The sequence below is a fragment of the Enterobacter cloacae complex sp. SYL001 genome (genome assembly GCF_049237025.1).
Taxonomy (GTDB): Bacteria; Pseudomonadota; Gammaproteobacteria; order Enterobacterales; family Enterobacteriaceae; genus Enterobacter; species Enterobacter intestinihominis.
This window is the reverse complement of record NZ_JBMKJI010000003.1, coordinates 24,612-43,685: the sequence shown is the minus strand read 5'-3', so window position 1 is coordinate 43,685 and position 19,074 is coordinate 24,612. Positions and strand designations below refer to the sequence as shown.

The following is a 19,074-nucleotide window of genomic DNA, read 5'->3' as shown; positions in this document are numbered from 1 at the left end:
AATCCTCGAATAGGGTATTTATCTGTTTGAGTGACTCTCTGCCAGTTCGGCGCAGAGTTGTTTTGCGGCGAGGATAATACGCGGGCTGGCGCGTTCAAACCAGTCGCTGTTGAGTGCGATGACCGGAATTTTAAGCTGCCGATGCCAGAATTGTTCTATTTTAGGAATCTCGCTCGCATTTCCGACCACCACAATGGCCTGCGGTTGTCGCGCCAGAACCTGCTCACGACTGACCTGCGGCCAGGGGACCCGGCTTTCAGCAAAGATATTTTCACCTCCACAGATCTCAAGCACCTGGTTCTGGATCGAGCCTTTCCCGGTAGTGAACAGCGGCTGGCTGCCAAATTGCAGAAAAACGCGTTGTTTCGGTTGCGTGCCGTATCGGGTTTTTAGCGCAGCATAGTCGTTGAGCATCTGCTGTGCAGCGTGCTCGGCGCGTTGGGGGGTAGGGCTGAAGGGCGCGAGGTCACGGAGGGTTTGCGCCACCTGTTCGATGCTCACCGCATCTACCCATTTTACCGTTATTCCCAGCGAAGAGAGCTGGTCCACCTGTCGTTCGGCATTACCGCCGCGCCAGGCAAGAACCAGATCGGGCTTCAGCGCCACGATGCGTTCCAGGTTCATTCCCTGCCAGGTGGCAACCTGTTCGAGATGGGCGGCCTGCGGTGGATAATCGGAAAAGCTGCTCACCGCAACGGGCGTAATCCCGGCGGCAAACGCCAGTTCCGTATTGGCAGGGGAGAGTGTGATCACCCGCGGCGCGGCGATGAGCCAGGCCGGGGCGAGCAGAAGCAGGGCGACCAGCGCCCTGAATGACACCTTACCCACGCGCCAGTTTCTGCACCAGGGTTTCCACCATCACGGTGGACTGTTTGGCCGCAACGGCCAGGAACTCGTCGAAGCTGATGTGGGACTGCTGGTCCGCCACGTCAGAGATCGCGCGAACGACCACGAACGGCACGCTGAAGTTATGACACACGTGCGCAATGGCCGTGGCTTCCATCTCAACGGCCACAGCCTGCGGGAAGTTATGACGGATTTTCGCCAGACCAACAGAACCGTTGATAAAGGCATCGCCGCTGACGATCAGGCCACGCACCGCATTGAGGTTCAGCTCGTTAATGCAGCTTTCAGCGGCGGCAATCAGCTTATCATCCGCTTTAAACCCGGCCGGGCAGCCCGGAAGCTGACCATATTCGTAGCCGAATGCGGTGACGTCTGCATCGTGGTAACGCGCTTCGTCGGAAACCACGATATCGCCCACTTTCAGCGTCGGCGCCAGACCGCCCGCCGAACCTGTATTAATGATAACGTCAGGCTTGCAGCGCTCAAGCAGCAGGGTCGCGCCCAGTGCCGCTGCAACTTTACCGATGCCTGATTTCAGCAGAGCCACGTCAACGCCGTTCAGCTGGCCGGTGTAGATCTCACAGCCACCAAGGGAGAGGGTCTGACGGTTCTCAATTTTGTCACGCAGCAGCGTAACTTCTTCTTCCATTGCACCAATAATGCCGATTTTCATAGATTTACTCGCGATGTGCCTTGTTAAGATGCATAGTCTATCATGCGGTTAAGGGGAAACGCATTCTCACGCGGGGGAGCACATGGCACCAATCGATTTTCGCACCAAAATTAACTGGCACCGACGTTTCCGTTCGCCGCAGGGCGATAAGAGCGAACATGAGATCCTGCGCATTTTTGAAAGCGATCGCGGACGCATCATCAATTCGCCCGCCATCCGCCGGTTACAGCAAAAAACCCAGGTGTTCCCGCTGGAGCGTAACGCTGCGGTGCGTACGCGGTTAACGCACTCCATGGAAGTGCAGCAGGTGGGGCGCTACATTGCGAAAGAGATCCTCAGCCGTCTCAAAGAGCAACGTCTGCTGGAAACCTACGGGCTGGATGAACTGACCGGGCCGTTCGAAAGCATCGTTGAGATGGCCTGCCTGATGCACGATATCGGCAATCCTCCCTTTGGTCATTTCGGCGAGGCCGCCATCAATGACTGGTTTAAACAGCGGCTTTTTCCCTCTGACGCCATAAGCCAGCCGCTCAGCGATGACCGCTGTGTGGTACGCGATTTACGCCTGCGTGAGGGCGAAGATAGCCTGAACGATCTGCGCCGCAAGGTGCGTCAGGATCTGTGTCATTTCGAAGGTAACGCGCAGGGGATCCGTCTGGTGCACTCCCTGATGCGCATGAATCTGACCTGGGCGCAGGTGGGCTGTATTCTCAAATACACGCGTCCCGCGTGGTGGATGGGGGAAACGCCTGCCACCCATAGCTACCTGATGAAAAAACCGGGCTATTACCTGTCGGAAGAAGCGTACATTGAACGGTTGCGTAAAGAACTTTCGCTAACGCCGAATGGCCGTTTTCCATTGACGTGGATTATGGAAGCGGCTGATGACATTTCTTATTGCGTGGCCGATCTGGAAGATGCAGTGGAAAAAAGAATATTCAGCGTCGAGGAGCTGTATCAGCATCTTCACGATGCCTGGGGAGAGCATGAAAAAGGTTCTCTGTTTGCACAGGTCGTCGAGAATGCCTGGGATAAATCGCGTTCAAATTCGCTGAGCCGCAGTACCGAAGATCAGTTCTTTATGTATTTGCGGGTCAATACGCTGAATAAACTGGTGCCGTATGCGGCCGCCCGTTTCATTGATAATTTGCCGATGATATTTAGCGGGGAATTTAATCACGCCCTGCTGGAAGATGAGAGCAGTTTTAGTCAGCTGCTTGAATTATATAAAAACGTGGCTGTTCGCCATGTTTTCAGCCACCCGGATGTCGAACAGCTGGAGCTGCAAGGATACCGGGTTATCAGCGGGTTGCTGGAAATTTATGGCCCGCTGCTCCAGCTGACGGTCGATGAGTTTTGCGAGCTGGTCGAAAATGAACGTGTTCGCCGCCTGCCGATTGAATCTCGTCTCTATCAGAAGCTTTCAACCCGTCACCGGCTGGCATACATTGAGGCCGTCAGTAAAATAGATCGTCATTCTTCCCAATGGCCAGTCATGGAATATTATTATCGCTGTCGTCTTATCCAGGACTATATCAGCGGGATGACAGATTTGTATGCCTGGGATGAATACCGCAAGCTTATGGCCGTTGAATAAGCCATGAGTTTTGTAAAGACGACCAATAAATTTTTACTTTTTCCATAAACTTAATCCCGGAACTAAGCGGTATAAAACGAATCTGAGTTACACAGCAATTTTGCGTTATCTGGTAAATCGAGATTGAGAAACATGAAAAAAACCACATTAGCAATGAGTGCACTGGCTCTGAGTTTAGGTTTAGCGTTGTCCCCTCTGGCGACGGCGGCCGAGACAGCTTCCTCGGCAGCGACTGCACAGCAGATGCCAAGCCTGGCCCCGATGCTCGAAAAAGTGATGCCATCGGTGGTGAGTATTAACGTTGAGGGCAGCACAACCGTCAATACGCCGCGTATGCCGCGTAATTTCCAGCAGTTCTTCGGCGACAATTCGCCATTCTGCCAGGACGGTTCGCCATTCCAGAGCTCCCCGTTCTGTCAGGGCGGCGCAGGGGATGACGGTCAGGGCGGCGGCCAGCAGCAGAAATTCATGGCACTCGGCTCGGGCGTTATTATTGATGCAGCGAAAGGCTACGTGGTGACCAATAACCACGTGGTAGATAATGCTAACACCATTAAGGTTCAGATGAGCGATGGCCGTAAATTCGATGCCAAAGTGGTCGGTAAAGACCCGCGCTCCGATATCGCACTGATTCAAATTCAGGATCCGAAGAACCTGACGGCGATTAAGCTTGCCGACTCTGACGCGCTGCGCGTGGGTGACTACACTGTCGCCATCGGTAACCCGTTTGGTCTGGGCGAAACCGTGACCTCGGGTATCGTCTCCGCGCTGGGACGTAGCGGCCTGAATGCGGAAAACTATGAAAACTTCATCCAGACGGATGCGGCCATTAACCGTGGTAACTCCGGCGGTGCGCTGGTTAACCTGAACGGTGAACTGATCGGTATCAACACCGCTATCCTGGCACCGGACGGTGGCAACATCGGTATCGGCTTTGCTATCCCGAGCAACATGGTGAAAAACCTGACTGCGCAGATGGTGCAATATGGACAGGTGAAACGCGGTGAGCTGGGTATCATGGGGACCGAGCTGAACTCCGAGCTGGCGAAAGCGATGAAAGTGGACGCTCAGCGCGGCGCATTCGTGAGCCAGGTCATGCCGAACTCTTCAGCGGCGAAAGCCGGCATTAAAGCGGGTGACGTGATCACCTCTCTGAACGGTAAACCGATCAGCAGCTTTGCCGCCCTGCGTGCGGAAGTGGGTTCTATGCCAATCGGCAGTAAAGTGACCCTCGGCCTGCTGCGTGAAGGTAAGCCAGTTAACGTGAGCCTGGAACTGCAACAGAGCAGTCAGAATCAGGTGGATTCCAGCACCATCTTCAGCGGTATTGAAGGTGCTGAGATGAGCAACAAAGGGGCAGATAAAGGCGTGGTGGTGAACAACGTGAAAGCGAACTCACCTGCTGCCCGTATCGGCCTGAAAAAAGGTGATGTGATCATGGGCGCTAACCAGCAGCCGGTGAAAAACATCGCTGAACTGCGCAAAATTCTCGACAGCAAGCCGTCCGTGCTGGCACTGAATATTCAGCGTGGTGATACCTCTATTTATCTCCTGATGCAGTAATCTTCTTAAGCCCCTGTACGCAGGGGCTTTCTTTTTTCTGTGACCTTTCCCACAACTCCATACATCTCGCTCTGCCTTTGGGCATCTGCACAATGCAGCCTTAGCTGAACTTCCCTATGCTTGAGCTCTGCTCACGGGAGGGTTATATGGCTGGCTGGCATCTTGATACCAAAATGGCGCAGGATATCGTGGCGCGCACCATGCGAATCATCGATACCAATATCAACGTAATGGACGCCCGAGGGCGCATTATCGGCAGCGGCGATCGTGAGCGTATTGGTGAATTGCACGAAGGGGCGTTGCTGGTGCTCTCTCAGGGGCGCGTGGTCGACATTGATGACGCCGTGGCGAAACATTTGCACGGGGTCCGTCAGGGGATCAACCTGCCGCTGCGTCTGGAAGGAGAGATTGTTGGCGTTATCGGTCTGACCGGCGATCCTGAATCGCTGCGTAAATACGGCGAGCTGGTCTGCATGACGGCGGAGATGATGCTGGAGCAGTCGCGTCTGATGCACCTGCTCGCCCAGGACAGCCGCCTGCGTGAAGAGCTGGTGATGAATTTGATCCAGGCGGAGGAGCACACGCCTGCCCTGAGCGAGTGGGCGCAGCGTCTGGGTATCGACCTGAATCAGCCGCGCGTGGTCGCCGTTATTGAGGTGGATAGCGGCCAGCTTGGCGTGGACAGCGCCATGGTGGAGCTACAGCAGCTGCAAAATATGCTGGCGACGCCGGAGCGAAACAACCTGGTGGCAATCGTCTCTTTGACGGAAATGGTGGTGCTCAAGCCTGCGCTTAATCAGTTTGGCCGCTGGGACGCGGAAGATCATCGTCGCCGCGTTGAGCTGCTCATCGAGCGCATGAAGGAGAACGGACAGCTCCGTTTTCGCGTCGCGCTGGGAAATTACTTTACCGGGCCGGGAAGTATCGCCCGTTCATGGCGAACGGCGCGCACTACCATGATGGTGGGTAAACAGCGCATGCCGGAGAGCCGCAGTTATTTCTATCAGGATCTGATGCTGCCGGTTCTGCTCGACAGCCTGCGCGGTGGCTGGCAGGCCAACGAGCTGGCGCGCCCGCTTGTGCGTCTGAAAGCGATGGACAACAACGGGCTGCTGCGCCGCACGTTGCAGGCGTGGTTCCGGCATAACGTGCAGCCGCTGGCAACGTCAAAAGCGCTGTTTATTCACCGTAATACGCTGGAGTATAGGTTAAACCGGATCTCGGAACTGACGGGGCTGGATTTAGGGAATTTTGACGACCGGCTACTGCTGTATGTGGCGTTGCAGCTGGATGAACAAAGATGATGCTGTTTGCCGCGTGGCGGCTTCGCCTTACCCGGCCTACATGCGTTCGTAGGCCCGGTAAGCGAAGCGCCACCGGGCAATAAAACGGCTCATTTGTTACGCGTCAATTTCTCAAGATCAGCTTCAATTTCGCTGATCTTATGGGTAACAACACTTTCCAGGTGACGCAGGTCGTCAAGGATCTTACGTTTCAGATCGACTTCGCTGCGATCGCGCTGGCAGATTTGATCGAGTTCGTCGATAACGTAGCGCAGGTTAGGGCTGATTTCCTGTACTTCTTTATATCCCTGACCGATACCGTCAGCGACAACGGTCTTACGCTGGCGTGGGTATTTAAATTTCACGCTTTTGGCGAAGAACTCTCCTTTGTCCTTGTGAAAATAGATTTTCAAAATATCGTTATTGGCTTCCTGGCGGAGACTATAACGATCAATTTCATCAGGATTGGTAATGCCCAGACTTTTCAGATTATCGTACATAGCGGTACCCTTGATCTCAACATAACCTATGAATAATTAACGAAAAAATCTATTTTCGCCACCTTCGGATATAAAAAAAGCGGGGTTGCCCCCGCTTTTTGTTATACCCGATTAATCGATGGTGCGCAGCAGTTCATTGATGCCCACTTTACCGCGCGTTTTCGCATCCACTTTTTTCACGATGACCGCGCAGTACAGGCTGTATTTGCCATCTTTAGACGGCAGGTTGCCGGAAACCACAACGGAACCGGCTGGAACGCGGCCGTAGTGAATTTCACCGGTTTCGCGATCGTAAATACGGGTGCTCTGGCCAATGTACACGCCCATGGAGATCACAGAACCTTCTTCGACGATCACGCCTTCAACCACTTCGGAACGTGCGCCGATGAAGCAGTTGTCTTCGATGATGGTTGGGTTAGCCTGAAGTGGCTCCAGAACGCCACCAATGCCGACGCCGCCGGACAGGTGAACATTTTTACCGATCTGCGCGCAGGAGCCGACGGTAGCCCAGGTGTCCACCATGGTGCCTTCGTCAACGTAGGCGCCGATGTTCACGTAGGATGGCATCAGCACGGTGTTGCGTGCGATGTATGCACCCTGACGAACGGCTGCGGGTGGTACTACGCGGAAGCCCTCTTTCTGGAAGCGCGCTTCGTCGTAATCCGCAAATTTCATTGGCACTTTATCGAAGTAGCGGCTTTCTGCTCCGTCGATAACCTGGTTATCGTTGATACGGAAAGAGAGCAGCACAGCTTTCTTCAGCCATTGATGAGTAACCCACTGACCGTCGATTTTTTCTGCCACGCGCAGCGCGCCGGAATCCAGCAGGGAAATAACCTGGTTTACCGCTTCACGGGTCACGGTATCCACATTTGCCGGAGTGATGTCGGCGCGACGCTCAAAAGCGGACTCAATAACGTTCTGTAACTGCTGCATTGTTTACTCTTTCCATTTCACTAAAAAACACGTCACCCTTTATCGTTTGGATTGAGGGCTGCTGTCAACCGTTGTTGCACTTCAAGTTGCAGGTCATTATTAAGGGCACGCCGGTCGGCCGTCGCGATTATAAATAAATCTTCTACTCGTTCGCCAATGGTTGTAATTCGGGCGCCGTGAAGCGAAATTCCCAGATCGGCAAAAACCTGGCCGACGCGGGCGAGCAGCCCTGGCTGGTCGAGCGCAATCAGCTCAAGGAACGATTTACGGTCGGTATGGGTCGGCAGGAAATTGACCTCGGTATCGACGGTAAAGTGGCGCAGTTTTGCTGGCTGACGTCGCGGCTGCGGAGGTTGCCAGCTGCGCTGCGTAATCGCCTGCTCGAGGCCAAAGCGTATCCCCTCATGCCTGTCCGACGACAGCGGGCTGCCATCCGGCTCCAGTACAATAAAGGTGTCCATCGCCATGCCGTCGCGGGTGGTAAAAATCTGCGCGTCGTGAACGCTCAGGTTACGCCTGTCCAGTTCGGCGCAGACCGCCGCAAACAAATAAGGCCGGTCCGGGCTCCAGATAAAGATCTCCGTCCCGCCACGCGTGGCCTGCGGGCTGAGCAGAATCATTGGTTTCGTCAGGTCGTGCTTCAGCAGATGCCGGGCGTGCCAGGCAAGCTGGTTTGGGCTGTGGCGCACAAAGTAGTTGGCGCGACAGCGCGCCCAAATCTGATGTAGTGCCTCTTCGTTAATGTTATCCATGCGCAACAGGGCAAGCGCCTGCAACTGGTGGTGGCGCACGCGCTCGCGCATATCCGGGGTGTTCTGCATCCCGCGACGCAGCTGTTTTTCGGTGGCGAAGTACAGTTCGCGCAGCAGGCTCTGCTTCCAGCTGTTCCACAGGGTTTCGTTGGTAGCGCAGATATCGGCTACCGTCAGGCAGACCAGGTAGCGCAGGCGGTTCTCCGTTTGCACTTCCTCGGCGAACTGTTTGATCACTTCCGGATCCTGAATATCACGACGCTGAGCGGTAACCGACATCAGCAGATGATGGCGAACCAGCCAGGCAATAAGCTGCGTCTCACGTGAGTTCAGGCCGTGCAGCTCGGCAAATTTCAGCACGTCCTGGGCACCGAGTACGGAGTGGTCGCCGCCGCGACCTTTGGCGATATCATGGAACAGGGCGGCGATCAGGATCAGTTCGGGGTGAGAGAGGCGCGGCCACAAATCAACGCACAGCGGATGGCGGGATCGCGTCTCTTCTCTGGCAAAACTTTCCAGCTTCAGCATGACGCGGATCGTGTGCTCATCCACCGTATAGGCGTGAAACAGGTCGAACTGCATCTGCCCGACAATATGCGACCACTGTGGCATATAGGCCCACAATACACTGTGTCGGTGCATCGGCAGCAGACCGCGGCTGACGGCGCCCGGATGACGAAGCATGCTCAGGAATAGCGAGCGCGCCTCCGGGATGTAACACAGCGGCTGCTTCAGATGACGCCGCGCGTGGCGTAAATGGCGAAGGGTGGTGGAGTAGATCCCGGTGATCGTGCTGTTGCGCACCATGGTATAGAACATTCGCAGGATCGCTTCCGGTTCGCGGATGAATAGCGTTTCGTCGCGAAGATCGATCAGCGTGCCGCGCAGCTGAAATTCGTCATCAATCGGACGCGGTTTTTCGTCTGCCGTCAGCGCGAGGATCGCCTCATCGAACAGCTGTAACAGCATCTGGTTCAGCTCAGAGACGCGGCGAGTGACGCGGAAGAAATCCTTCATCATTTGCTCGACCGGCTCGTTGCCCTCGCCCTGGTAATTCAGGCGCTGCGCCACGCTAAGCTGCCGGTCAAACAGCAGGCGGTTATCGTAGCGGGTGACCTCCAGGTGCAGCGCAAAACGGATGCGCCAGAGCAGATGCAGGCACTCGTTGAGTTCGTTACGTTCGGCTTCGGTCAGAAAACCAAAACCGACCATTTCGTCCAGCGAGGTGGCCCCAAAATGGCGACGGGCGACCCATTGCAGCGTGTGGATATCGCGCAGGCCACCGGGGCTGCTTTTAATATCCGGTTCGAGATTATAGCTGGTGCCGTGATAGCGCTGGTGGCGCTGGTTTTGTTCTTCGACTTTCGCGGCGAAGAATTTTTCTGAAGGCCAGAAGCCGTCGCTAAAGATGTGCTTTTGCAGTTCGAGGAACAGCGCCACGTCGCCAATCAGCAGGCGGGTTTCAATTAAATTGGTGGCGACGGTCAGGTCAGATAACCCTTCCAGCAGACACTCTTCCAGCGTGCGCACGCTGTGACCCACTTCCAGCTTCACGTCCCAGAGCAGGGTCAACAGCTCACCGATTTTCTGCGCCCGATCGTCCGGCAGTTTTTTACGGCTTAAGATTAGCAGGTCGATATCAGAGAGCGGATGCAGTTCACCCCGGCCATATCCGCCGACAGCAACCAGCGCGACGTCGCTCACCTGCCCGAAACCGTAGTCGATCCACAGACGTTGCAGGAGCTGATCGATAAATTCGGTGCGCGCTTCAATGAGCTGTTCGGCTGAGACGCCTGCATCAAATGCGCTACCCAGCCAGCGATGGAAAACCGCCATATGGGATTTGATATGCGCGCAGGTCAGCTCATGCGGTGGCCAGACGCCCGGGTTATCAGGCTGGTCGGGGAGGGTGGGAAGTGCTGTGTTAGCATACTGTTCGGGTAAGAGATTACTCATCGTGCGCCACCCATAAGAAAAAGCTATCGCCATTAAAAAAGCCGGCATTCGCCGGCTTCTTATCACTCAATGTTCGTCAGTATCGCCGGGATGGTGTCATCCTTGCGCAACGTCATAATTTCGCAGCCGTTGTCTGTAACCACAATAGTATGCTCGTACTGGGCAGACAAGCTTCTGTCTTTGGTTTTTACCGTCCAGCCATCTTTCATGGTACGGATGCGGTAATCGCCCGCGTTGACCATTGGCTCAATAGTGAAGGTCATGCCTTTTTGCAGCACTACGCCACCGTCGTCTGCATCATAGTGCAGAACTTGCGGTTCTTCATGGAACACACGACCAATACCGTGACCGCAATATTCACGCACCACGGAGAAACCTTCCGCTTCCACAAACTTCTGGATTGCGGCGCCGATGGTGCGCAGGCGGATGCCTGGCTTCACCATTTTCAGCGCCAGGTAGAGGCTGTCCTGGGTGACTTTACACAGGCGCTCGCCCAGAATCGTTGGCTTGCCAACGATGAACATCTTAGAGGTGTCACCGTGGTAGTCGTCTTTAATGACGGTCACGTCGATGTTGACGATATCGCCATCTTTCAGCAGCTTCTCGTCATCCGGAATGCCGTGGCAAACCACTTCATTAATAGAGATGCAGACGGATTTTGGAAAACCGTGATAGCCAAGGCAGGCGGAGACCGCGTGCTGCTCGTTGACGATATAGTCGTTACAGATGCGATCCAGTTCGCCGGTGCTGACGCCCGGTTTCACAAACGGTTCGATCATTTCAAGCACGTCAGCGGCCAGACGACCGGCGACGCGCATCTTTTCAATTTCTTCAGGTGTCTTAATAGAGATAGCCATGTAATCTGTCCATCGGTGTCGATTTTTTCGACAATACTAGTGTAAGTGTTGTCAATGGTATCAGTCAGGCGCACCCCGTGCCAAATTGAGAATCATTAACAGCACACTCCGCCAACAATTATTGGTTTCTGGCCGTGTTTTGTGATATAAAGCGCGCCGGACTTCCGATCCATCTCAGATACACAGGCTGGACGGGAGCGACAAATCTCACTTTGTGTAACAACACACACGTATCGGCACATATTCCGGGGTGCCCTTCGGGGTCGGTAATATGGGATACGTGGAGGCATAACCCCAACTTTCAATATAGAGGTTTTAAACATGGCAACTGTTTCCATGCGCGACATGCTCAAGGCTGGTGTTCACTTCGGTCACCAGACCCGTTACTGGAACCCGAAAATGAAGCCTTTCATCTTCGGCGCACGTAACAAAGTTCACATCATCAACCTTGAGAAGACTGTACCAATGTTCAACGAAGCCCTGGCTGAGCTGAGCAAGATCTCTTCCCGTAAAGGTAAGATTCTGTTCGTTGGTACTAAGCGCGCTGCAAGCGAAGCTGTGAAAGATGCTGCTAACAGCTGCGACCAGTTCTTCGTGAACCATCGCTGGTTGGGCGGCATGCTGACCAACTGGAAAACTGTTCGTCAGTCCATCAAGCGCCTGAAAGATCTGGAAACCCAGTCTCAGGACGGTACTTTCGATAAGCTGACTAAAAAAGAAGCGCTGATGCGCACTCGTGAACTGGACAAGCTGGAAAACAGCCTGGGCGGTATCAAAGATATGGGCGGCCTGCCAGACGCGCTGTTCGTAATCGATGCAGACCACGAGCACATCGCAATCAAAGAAGCTAACAACCTGGGTATCCCGGTATTCGCTATCGTTGATACCAACTCCGATCCGGACGGTGTTGACTTCGTTATCCCGGGTAACGACGACGCAATCCGTGCTGTTAGCCTGTACCTGAGCGCTGTAGCTGCTACCGTTCGTGAAGGCCGTTCCCAGGATCTGGCTTCTCAGGCGGAAGAAAGCTTCGTAGAAGCTGAATAATAAGGTTTTACCCCTTATTAGTACCGTGTATGAATAGGGGCCCATTATCGGCCCCTTTTTTCAATTTATACTGTTTGGCTCCCGGCCGGGCAGTTCACATCTCCCGAGGATTTAAGAATGGCTGAAATTACCGCATCCCTGGTAAAAGAGCTGCGTGAGCGTACTGGCGCAGGCATGATGGATTGCAAAAAAGCGCTGACCGAAGCGAACGGCGACATCGAGCTGGCAATCGAAAACATGCGTAAATCCGGTGCGATCAAAGCAGCTAAGAAAGCAGGCAACGTTGCTGCTGACGGCGTGATCATCACCAAAATCGACGGCAACTACGGCATCATTCTGGAAGTTAACTGCCAGACTGACTTCGTTGCTAAAGATGCTGGTTTCCAGGCATTTGCTAACAAAGTTCTGGACGCAGCGGTTGCAGGCAAAATCACTGACGTTGAAGTGCTGAAAGCACAGTTCGAAGAAGAGCGTGTTGCGCTGGTTGCTAAAATCGGTGAGAACATCAACATCCGTCGCGTATCTTCCCTGGAAGGCGATGTTCTGGGCTCTTACCAGCACGGCGCGCGTATCGGTGTTCTGGTTGCGGCTAAAGGCGCTGACGAAGAGCTGGTTAAACAGCTGGCAATGCACATCGCTGCAAGCAAACCAGAATTCGTTAAGCCAGAAGACGTGTCTGCTGAAGTGGTAGAGAAAGAGTACCAGGTTCAGCTGGACATCGCGATGCAGTCTGGTAAGCCAAAAGAAATCGCAGAGAAAATGGTTGAAGGCCGCATGAAGAAATTCACCGGCGAAGTTTCTCTGACTGGCCAGCCTTTCGTAATGGATCCAAGCAAGTCTGTTGCTCAGCTGCTGAAAGAGCACAACGCTGACGTGACTGGCTTCATCCGCTTCGAAGTGGGCGAAGGCATCGAGAAAGTTGAGACTGACTTCGCAGCAGAAGTTGCTGCCATGTCCAAGCAGTCTTAATGATTGAAAAGGAGCCGCCTGAGGGCGGCTTCTTTTTGTCACCCGTCTCACGAAATCAGACAGGCTCCAGTATCGCTGTGCTGATTTGCGACATATCATGTCGCCAGAATTAACCCCATCTTAATCGTTGACAGTCTCAGGAAAGAAACATGGCTACCAATGCAAAACCCGTGTACAAACGCATTCTGCTTAAGCTGAGTGGCGAAGCGCTGCAAGGATCGGAAGGCTTCGGTATTGACGCAAGCATCCTTGATCGCATGGCACAGGAAATCAAAGAACTGGTCGAACTGGGTATTCAGGTTGGCGTGGTCATTGGCGGTGGCAACCTTTTCCGTGGTGCTGGTCTGGCGAAAGCGGGGATGAACCGCGTAGTGGGCGACCACATGGGGATGCTGGCAACCGTGATGAATGGCCTGGCGATGCGTGATGCGCTTCATCGCGCCTATGTGAACGCTCGCCTGATGTCCGCTATTCCTTTGAATGGCGTATGCGATAACTACAGCTGGGCAGAGGCTATCAGCCTGCTGCGCAACAACCGCGTGGTGATCCTCTCCGCCGGTACGGGTAACCCGTTCTTTACCACCGATTCCGCAGCCTGCCTGCGCGGTATCGAAATCGAAGCCGATGTGGTGCTGAAAGCGACCAAAGTAGATGGCGTGTTTACTGCCGACCCGGCAAAAGATCCTTCAGCGACCATGTACGATCAGCTGAGCTACAGCGAAGTGCTGGATAAAGAGCTGAAAGTGATGGATCTTGCCGCCTTCACGCTGGCTCGCGACCATAAACTGCCGATCCGTGTTTTCAACATGAACAAGCCTGGCGCGCTGCGTCGCGTCGTGATGGGCGAAAAAGAAGGCACTTTGATCACGGAATAATTTCCGTCGGCGATAAATACAGGTAAGATTCCGCTTTACTTTGTAGTGGTATCTTACCTGGACGCGCCTTTGGCGCTGTCATGAATTAAACGCGACTATACTTAGCACACCTGTAGCGCTGTGCTGGCGGATAGTCTGCCTGAGACAAGTTTTCAAGGATTCGTATCGTGATTAACGACATCAGAAAAGATGCTGAAGTACGCATGGACAAATGCGTAGAAGCGTTCAAAAACCAAATCAGCAAAATCCGTACTGGCCGTGCTTCCCCAAGCCTGCTGGATGGCATCATCGTAGAATACTACGGTACGCCTACGCCACTGCGTCAACTGGCGAGCGTGACGGTAGAAGATACCCGTACCCTGAAAATCAACGTGTTCGATCGCTCAATGAGCCCGGCCGTTGAAAAAGCGATCATGGCATCTGACCTGGGCCTGAACCCAAGCTCAGCGGGCGCGGATATTCGTGTTCCACTGCCTCCGCTGACGGAAGAGCGTCGTAAAGATTTGATCAAAGTCGTTCGCGGTGAAGCAGAGCAGGGTCGCGTTTCCGTGCGTAACGTGCGTCGCGATGCGAACGATAAAGTGAAAGCCCTGCTGAAAGAAAAAGAGATCAGCGAAGACGACGATCGTCGCTCTCAGGACGACATTCAGAAAATGACCGACGCGGCGATCAAGAAAATTGATGCGGCGCTGGCAGAAAAAGAAGCGGAACTGATGCAGTTCTGATTTTCGCTATACACTGATAAACGCCGTTCAGAAGGACATTGAGTCTTGCTGGCGGCGTTTTGCTTTTATCTGGTCTAACTTTTGGGCATCTCATGAAGCATCTCACTCTCCTCGGCTCGACCGGCTCTATCGGTTGCAGCACTCTCGACGTCGTACGTCATAATCCCGACAGCTACACCGTGACCGCACTTGTGGCCGGAAAAAACGTGCAGCGAATGGTCGAACAGTGCATGGAGTTTACCCCTCGTTTTGCGGTGATGGATGATGAAGAGAGCGCCCGCCAGGTGAAAGCGCTGTTGCAGGAGAAGGGCTGTCGTACCGAAGTGCTCAGCGGGCAACAGGCGGCTTGCGATATGGCCTCGCTTGATGAAGTTGATCAGGTAATGGCGGCAATCGTCGGGGCGGCGGGTCTTCTGCCGACGCTTGCCGCTATTGATGCGGGAAAAGATGTTCTGCTTGCAAATAAAGAGTCGCTGGTCACCTGCGGACGCCTTTTTATGGAGGCGGTAAAACAGCGTGGGGCGCGTCTTTTGCCGGTCGATAGCGAGCACAACGCGATTTTTCAGAGTTTACCCCAACCTTTTCAACAAAACCTGGGGTACGCTGACCTGGAGCAGAATGGCGTTGTGTCGATTCTGCTTACCGGGTCTGGTGGCCCGTTCCGTGAAACGCCACTGTCTGAATTGAGCGCAATGACGCCGGATCAGGCGTGTCGTCATCCGAATTGGTCAATGGGGCGTAAGATCTCCGTCGATTCGGCCACCATGATGAATAAAGGTCTGGAATACATTGAAGCTCGCTGGCTGTTCAATGCGTCGGCGAAACAGATGGAAGTGCTGATCCACCCGCAGTCGGTGATTCACTCTATGGTGCGCTATCAGGACGGCAGCGTGCTGGCCCAGTTGGGCGAGCCGGATATGCGTACGCCTATTGCTCATACGATGGCGTGGCCAAACCGCGTAATATCGGGCGTTAAGCCTCTCGATTTTTGCAAGCTGAGTTCACTGACGTTTAGCGAGCCTGATTACGACCGTTATCCCTGCCTGAAACTGGCGATGACGGCCTTCGATCAGGGGCAGGCGGCGACAACGGCGCTTAATGCAGCCAATGAAGTGACCGTCGAAGCATTCCTGAATCAGCAGATCCGCTTTACTGATATCGCCGCGTTGAATTTATCCGTGCTGGAGATGATGGATTTGCGTGAGCCGCAGAGTGTGGAAGAGGTGCTGGCCGTGGATGAACAGGCACGTATTGTTGCGCGTAAACAGGTGACACGTCTCGCAAGCTGGTGATAAAGCAAGCACTAGTCGTCGTGCTATTTGTTAGCGTTGGGCTTCAGTGATATAGTCTGCGCCACCTGATCGCAGGTATTTGGCTTTAAGTGGTCAGGTAAGCCGTGGTATGACACGGCTTTTTTATGTATAGGCTTCAGTATTCCTGTGTACCGTTAAATCCTTTCAGGGACTAAAAACGCGTTATGTTGTCTGCGAATCAACCAATAAGCGAAAACTTGCCAGCACATGGCTGTCGCCATGTTGCAATCATCATGGATGGCAATGGCCGCTGGGCGAAAAGACAAGGGAAGATACGAGCCTTTGGGCATAAAGCCGGGGCGAAATCTGTTCGCCGCGCCGTTTCTTTTGCCGCCAATAACGGCATTGATGCGTTAACGCTCTATGCTTTTAGCAGTGAAAACTGGAATCGACCTGCGCAAGAAGTGACTGCGTTGATGGAACTGTTCGTGTGGGCGCTCGATAGTGAAGTAAAAAGCCTGCACCGCCACAACGTCCGCTTGCGTATTATTGGCGAAACCAGTCGTTTTAACTCACGTTTGCAGGAACGGATTCGCAAAGCTGAAGCGCTGACGGAAAATAATACCGGCCTGACGCTCAATATCGCGGCGAATTACGGCGGACGCTGGGATATTATCCAGGGGGTTCGGCATTTGGCTGAGCAGGTTCAGGAAGGTCTGTTAAGACCCGACCAGATTGATGAAGAGGCGCTGAGTCAGCAAATCTGCATGAATGAACTGGCTCCCGTGGATTTGGTTATAAGGACAGGGGGGGAGCATCGCATAAGTAACTTTTTGCTGTGGCAAATTGCCTACGCTGAACTTTACTTTACGGATGTTCTTTGGCCAGATTTTGATGAACAAGACTTTGAAGGTGCGCTGCATGCCTTTGCCAATCGAGAGCGTCGTTTCGGCGGCACCGAGCCTGGTGGCGATAACGCCTGATGGGGGTAGCTTTTGCTGAAGTATCGCCTGATTTCCGCTTTTGTATTAATACCCGTCGTTATCGCAGCGCTGTTTTTACTGCCTCCGGTGGGATTCGCTATTGTTACGCTGGTGGTGTGTATGCTCGCCGCGTGGGAATGGGGGCAGCTTAGCGGCTTTACCTCGCGCACTCAGCGGGTATGGCTGGCGGTACTCTGTGGTTTTTTACTGGCCCTGATGCTGTATACCTTGCCTGAATATCATCACGATGTTCACCAGCCGCTGGTTGCCGGATCCTTATGGATATCGCTGGCCTGGTGGATTGCTGCGCTTGTTTTAGTGCTTTTCTACCCGGGCTCTGCGGCGATCTGGCGTAACTCTAAAGTGTTGCGCCTTATTTTTGGTCTGCTCACGATTGTTCCGTTCTTCTGGGGTATGGTTGCGCTGCGCGCCTGGCACTATGACGAAAACCATTACAGCGGCGCAATATGGCTGCTTTATGTGATGATTCTCGTCTGGGGGGCTGACTCCGGAGCCTATATGTTTGGTAAACTGTTTGGCAAACATAAACTGGCGCCCAAGGTTTCTCCGGGCAAAACCTGGCAAGGTTTCATCGGCGGCCTGTTTACGGCAGCGATTATCTCCTGGGGCTATGGCGTCTGGGCGAATCTTGAGGTTGCCCCCTCCACGCTGCTGGTATGTTCGATTTTCGCGGCGCTGGCATCGGTACTGGGTGATTTAACCGAGAGCATGTTTAAGCGTGAAGCAGGGATTAAGGACAGTGGTCACCTGATTCCAGGACATGGCGGAATACTGGATCGCATTGACAGCCTTACCGCGGCTGTTCCCGTATTTGCTTGCCTGCTTTTACTGGTGTTTGGGACGATATAACGGAAGGTTTTATGCTGAGCATTCTCTGGAATCTGGCGGCGTTCATTGTTGCATTGGGTGTACTGATTACCGTGCATGAATTTGGCCATTTCTGGGTTGCCCGGCGCTGTGGTGTGCGGGTAGAGCGATTCTCGATTGGCTTTGGCAAATCGCTCTGGAAGCGCACCGATAAGCATGGCACCGAGTTTGTCATTGCTCTGATCCCCCTGGGCGGCTATGTCAAAATGCTCGACGAACGCGTTGAGCCTGTCGCCCCGGAACTTCGACATAGCGCGTTCAACAATAAAACTGTTGGCCAACGTGCTGCCATCATCGCTGCCGGACCGGTAGCCAATTTCATCTTCGCTATCTTCGCCTACTGGCTGGTGTTTATTATCGGCGTGCCTGGCGTACGCCCGGTTGTGGGTGAAATCACCACGGGTTCCATTGCGGCAACGGCGCAAATTACACCGGGAATGGAACTTAAAGCGATTGATGGTATCGAAACCCCTGATTGGGATGCCGTGAGGTTACAACTGGTTGCGAAAATCGGTGATGAGCAGACAACCGTCAGCGTATCGCCTTTTGGTTCCGACCAGCGGCAGGAAAAAGTGCTGGATTTACGCCACTGGCGCTTTGAGCCAGACAAAGAGGATCCAGTCACTACACTGGGGATTCGCCCGCGCAGCGCGCAGATCGAGCCGGTGTTAGCCGAAGTACAGTCTAATTCGGCAGCGAGTAAAGCAGGTTTACAAGCGGGTGACAGGATCGTTAAAGTCGATGGTCAGCCATTAACACAATGGATGACCTTTGTTACTCTGGTGCGCGATAATCCAGGCAAGCCGCTCGCGCTGGAAGTGGAAAGGCAGGGGAGTTCGCTCTCACTGACCCTCACCCCGGATACCAAATCGGGCGGCGGTAAGGCGGAAGGGTTTGCCGGCGTTGTGCCGAAAGTGATCCCACTGCCAGATGAGTACAAGACAATACGCCAGTATGGGCCGTTTAGCGCCATCGTTGAGGCCACGGATAAAACATGGCAGCTGATGAAGCTTACGGTCAACATGTTGGGGAAATTGATAACCGGTGATGTGAAACTGAACAACCTCAGTGGGCCAATTTCGATTGCTCAGGGGGCTGGGATGTCAGCGGAGTTCGGGGTGATTTACTATCTCATGTTCCTTGCGCTGATTAGCGTGAACCTGGGGATAATCAACCTGTTCCCGCTTCCCGTATTAGATGGGGGCCATCTGCTGTTTTTAGCGATTGAAAAGCTAAAAGGCGGACCGGTATCCGAGCGAGTTCAAGACTTTAGTTATCGCATTGGCTCGATTTTGCTGGTGCTGTTAATGGGGCTTGCACTTTTCAATGATTTCTCTCGGTTGTAAGAGAGTTAGTTAGGAAGAACGCATA

The 19,074-nt window shown here is 53.8% G+C and carries 17 protein-coding genes; 11 read left to right on the top strand and 6 right to left on the bottom strand.

From position 1 onward, the window contains the following. Nucleotides 1–18: 18 nt before the first annotated feature. Complete coding sequence (gene btuF / locus ACOTZP_RS05085) at nt 19–828, bottom strand: vitamin B12 ABC transporter substrate-binding protein BtuF (protein ID WP_023305464.1); 810 nt, start codon at nt 826–828, stop codon at nt 19–21. After that, nucleotides 821–1,519, bottom strand: coding sequence for a 5'-methylthioadenosine/S-adenosylhomocysteine nucleosidase (gene mtnN / locus ACOTZP_RS05080; RefSeq protein ID WP_003856223.1), 699 nt, complete (start codon nt 1,517–1,519; stop codon nt 821–823). The genes btuF and mtnN overlap by 8 nt, the downstream gene beginning before the upstream one ends. An 82-nt stretch (nt 1,520–1,601) precedes the next feature. Here mtnN and dgt point away from each other — a divergent pair, with 82 nt between their 5' ends. The 3 genes from dgt (at nt 1,602) to ACOTZP_RS05065 (ending at nt 5,983) form a co-directional block, all read left to right on the top strand. Continuing rightward, on the top strand, nt 1,602–3,116 hold the full coding sequence (gene dgt / locus ACOTZP_RS05075) for a dGTPase (RefSeq protein WP_023299363.1): 1,515 nt from the start codon (nt 1,602–1,604) through the stop codon (nt 3,114–3,116). 132 nt (nt 3,117–3,248) lie between these two features. Continuing rightward, nucleotides 3,249–4,679, top strand: a complete 1,431-nt coding sequence (degP, locus tag ACOTZP_RS05070; RefSeq protein WP_023299364.1) for a serine endoprotease DegP — start codon at nt 3,249–3,251, stop codon at nt 4,677–4,679. A 146-nt stretch (nt 4,680–4,825) separates the two neighbouring features. Beyond that, nucleotides 4,826–5,983: a CdaR family transcriptional regulator gene (locus tag ACOTZP_RS05065; protein ID WP_003856217.1), complete on the top strand. Its 1,158-nt coding sequence runs from the start codon at nt 4,826–4,828 to the stop codon at nt 5,981–5,983. A gap of 89 nt (nt 5,984–6,072) precedes the next feature. Here the strand turns inward: ACOTZP_RS05065 and ACOTZP_RS05060 are convergent, their stop codons facing one another. The 4 genes from ACOTZP_RS05060 to map form a co-directional block, all read right to left on the bottom strand. Next, nucleotides 6,073–6,462, bottom strand: a complete 390-nt coding sequence (locus ACOTZP_RS05060) for a DUF3461 family protein (RefSeq protein WP_022647102.1) — start codon at nt 6,460–6,462, stop codon at nt 6,073–6,075. Nucleotides 6,463–6,573: 111 nt separating this feature from the next. Then, nucleotides 6,574–7,398: a 2,3,4,5-tetrahydropyridine-2,6-dicarboxylate N-succinyltransferase gene (gene dapD, locus ACOTZP_RS05055; protein ID WP_023299365.1), complete on the bottom strand. Its 825-nt coding sequence runs from the start codon at nt 7,396–7,398 to the stop codon at nt 6,574–6,576. Nucleotides 7,399–7,430: 32 nt separating this feature from the next. Then, a complete protein-coding gene (glnD, locus tag ACOTZP_RS05050; RefSeq protein WP_032676702.1) occupies nt 7,431–10,106 on the bottom strand; it encodes a bifunctional uridylyltransferase/uridylyl-removing protein GlnD in 2,676 nt (891 codons plus the stop codon). Nucleotides 10,107–10,168: 62 nt separating this feature from the next. Next, nucleotides 10,169–10,963: a type I methionyl aminopeptidase gene (gene map / locus ACOTZP_RS05045; protein ID WP_022647104.1), complete on the bottom strand. Its 795-nt coding sequence runs from the start codon at nt 10,961–10,963 to the stop codon at nt 10,169–10,171. Between the two features lie 321 nt (nt 10,964–11,284). On the opposite strand from map, the gene rpsB reads away from it, so the two are divergent. The 8 genes from rpsB to rseP all read left to right on the top strand — a co-directional run bounded on the left by rpsB (nt 11,285) and on the right by rseP (nt 19,049). Beyond that, complete coding sequence (gene rpsB, locus ACOTZP_RS05040) at nt 11,285–12,010, top strand: 30S ribosomal protein S2 (protein ID WP_022647105.1); 726 nt, start codon at nt 11,285–11,287, stop codon at nt 12,008–12,010. 117 nt (nt 12,011–12,127) lie between these two features. Then, complete coding sequence (tsf, locus tag ACOTZP_RS05035; protein WP_015572722.1) at nt 12,128–12,979, top strand: translation elongation factor Ts; 852 nt, start codon at nt 12,128–12,130, stop codon at nt 12,977–12,979. Between the two features lie 149 nt (nt 12,980–13,128). Then, nucleotides 13,129–13,854, top strand: coding sequence for a UMP kinase (pyrH, locus tag ACOTZP_RS05030; RefSeq protein WP_008501910.1), 726 nt, complete (start codon nt 13,129–13,131; stop codon nt 13,852–13,854). Nucleotides 13,855–14,021: 167 nt separating this feature from the next. Continuing rightward, complete coding sequence (frr, locus tag ACOTZP_RS05025; RefSeq protein ID WP_003856180.1) at nt 14,022–14,579, top strand: ribosome recycling factor; 558 nt, start codon at nt 14,022–14,024, stop codon at nt 14,577–14,579. 92 nt (nt 14,580–14,671) lie between these two features. After that, nucleotides 14,672–15,871 carry a 1-deoxy-D-xylulose-5-phosphate reductoisomerase gene (gene ispC / locus ACOTZP_RS05020; RefSeq protein WP_271074947.1) on the top strand — a complete coding sequence of 400 codons (1,200 nt, stop codon included), beginning with the start codon at nt 14,672–14,674 and terminating at the stop codon, nt 15,869–15,871. 185 nt (nt 15,872–16,056) lie between these two features. Beyond that, a complete protein-coding gene (gene ispU / locus ACOTZP_RS05015; protein WP_003856176.1) occupies nt 16,057–16,815 on the top strand; it encodes a (2E,6E)-farnesyl-diphosphate-specific ditrans,polycis-undecaprenyl-diphosphate synthase in 759 nt (252 codons plus the stop codon). 12 nt (nt 16,816–16,827) lie between these two features. Continuing rightward, a complete protein-coding gene (gene cdsA / locus ACOTZP_RS05010; RefSeq protein ID WP_003856175.1) occupies nt 16,828–17,685 on the top strand; it encodes a phosphatidate cytidylyltransferase in 858 nt (285 codons plus the stop codon). An 11-nt stretch (nt 17,686–17,696) separates the two neighbouring features. Next, complete coding sequence (rseP, locus tag ACOTZP_RS05005; RefSeq protein WP_171932462.1) at nt 17,697–19,049, top strand: sigma E protease regulator RseP; 1,353 nt, start codon at nt 17,697–17,699, stop codon at nt 19,047–19,049. Nucleotides 19,050–19,074: the final 25 nt, after the last annotated feature.

Coding starts and splice junctions, on each gene's coding strand:
- map (WP_022647104.1), bottom strand. CDS start 10,963: ATGGCTATCTCTATTAAGACACCTGAAGAAATTGAAAAGATGCGCGTC.
- pyrH (WP_008501910.1), top strand. CDS start 13,129: ATGGCTACCAATGCAAAACCCGTGTACAAACGCATTCTGCTTAAGCTG.
- mtnN (WP_003856223.1), bottom strand. CDS start 1,519: ATGAAAATCGGCATTATTGGTGCAATGGAAGAAGAAGTTACGCTGCTG.
- dapD (WP_023299365.1), bottom strand. CDS start 7,398: ATGCAGCAGTTACAGAACGTTATTGAGTCCGCTTTTGAGCGTCGCGCC.
- tsf (WP_015572722.1), top strand. CDS start 12,128: ATGGCTGAAATTACCGCATCCCTGGTAAAAGAGCTGCGTGAGCGTACT.
- ACOTZP_RS05065 (WP_003856217.1), top strand. CDS start 4,826: ATGGCTGGCTGGCATCTTGATACCAAAATGGCGCAGGATATCGTGGCG.
- glnD (WP_032676702.1), bottom strand. CDS start 10,106: ATGAGTAATCTCTTACCCGAACAGTATGCTAACACAGCACTTCCCACC.
- ACOTZP_RS05060 (WP_022647102.1), bottom strand. CDS start 6,462: ATGTACGATAATCTGAAAAGTCTGGGCATTACCAATCCTGATGAAATT.
- rpsB (WP_022647105.1), top strand. CDS start 11,285: ATGGCAACTGTTTCCATGCGCGACATGCTCAAGGCTGGTGTTCACTTC.
- dgt (WP_023299363.1), top strand. CDS start 1,602: ATGGCACCAATCGATTTTCGCACCAAAATTAACTGGCACCGACGTTTC.
- ispC (WP_271074947.1), top strand. CDS start 14,672: ATGAAGCATCTCACTCTCCTCGGCTCGACCGGCTCTATCGGTTGCAGC.
- rseP (WP_171932462.1), top strand. CDS start 17,697: ATGCTGAGCATTCTCTGGAATCTGGCGGCGTTCATTGTTGCATTGGGT.
- degP (WP_023299364.1), top strand. CDS start 3,249: ATGAAAAAAACCACATTAGCAATGAGTGCACTGGCTCTGAGTTTAGGT.
- ispU (WP_003856176.1), top strand. CDS start 16,057: ATGTTGTCTGCGAATCAACCAATAAGCGAAAACTTGCCAGCACATGGC.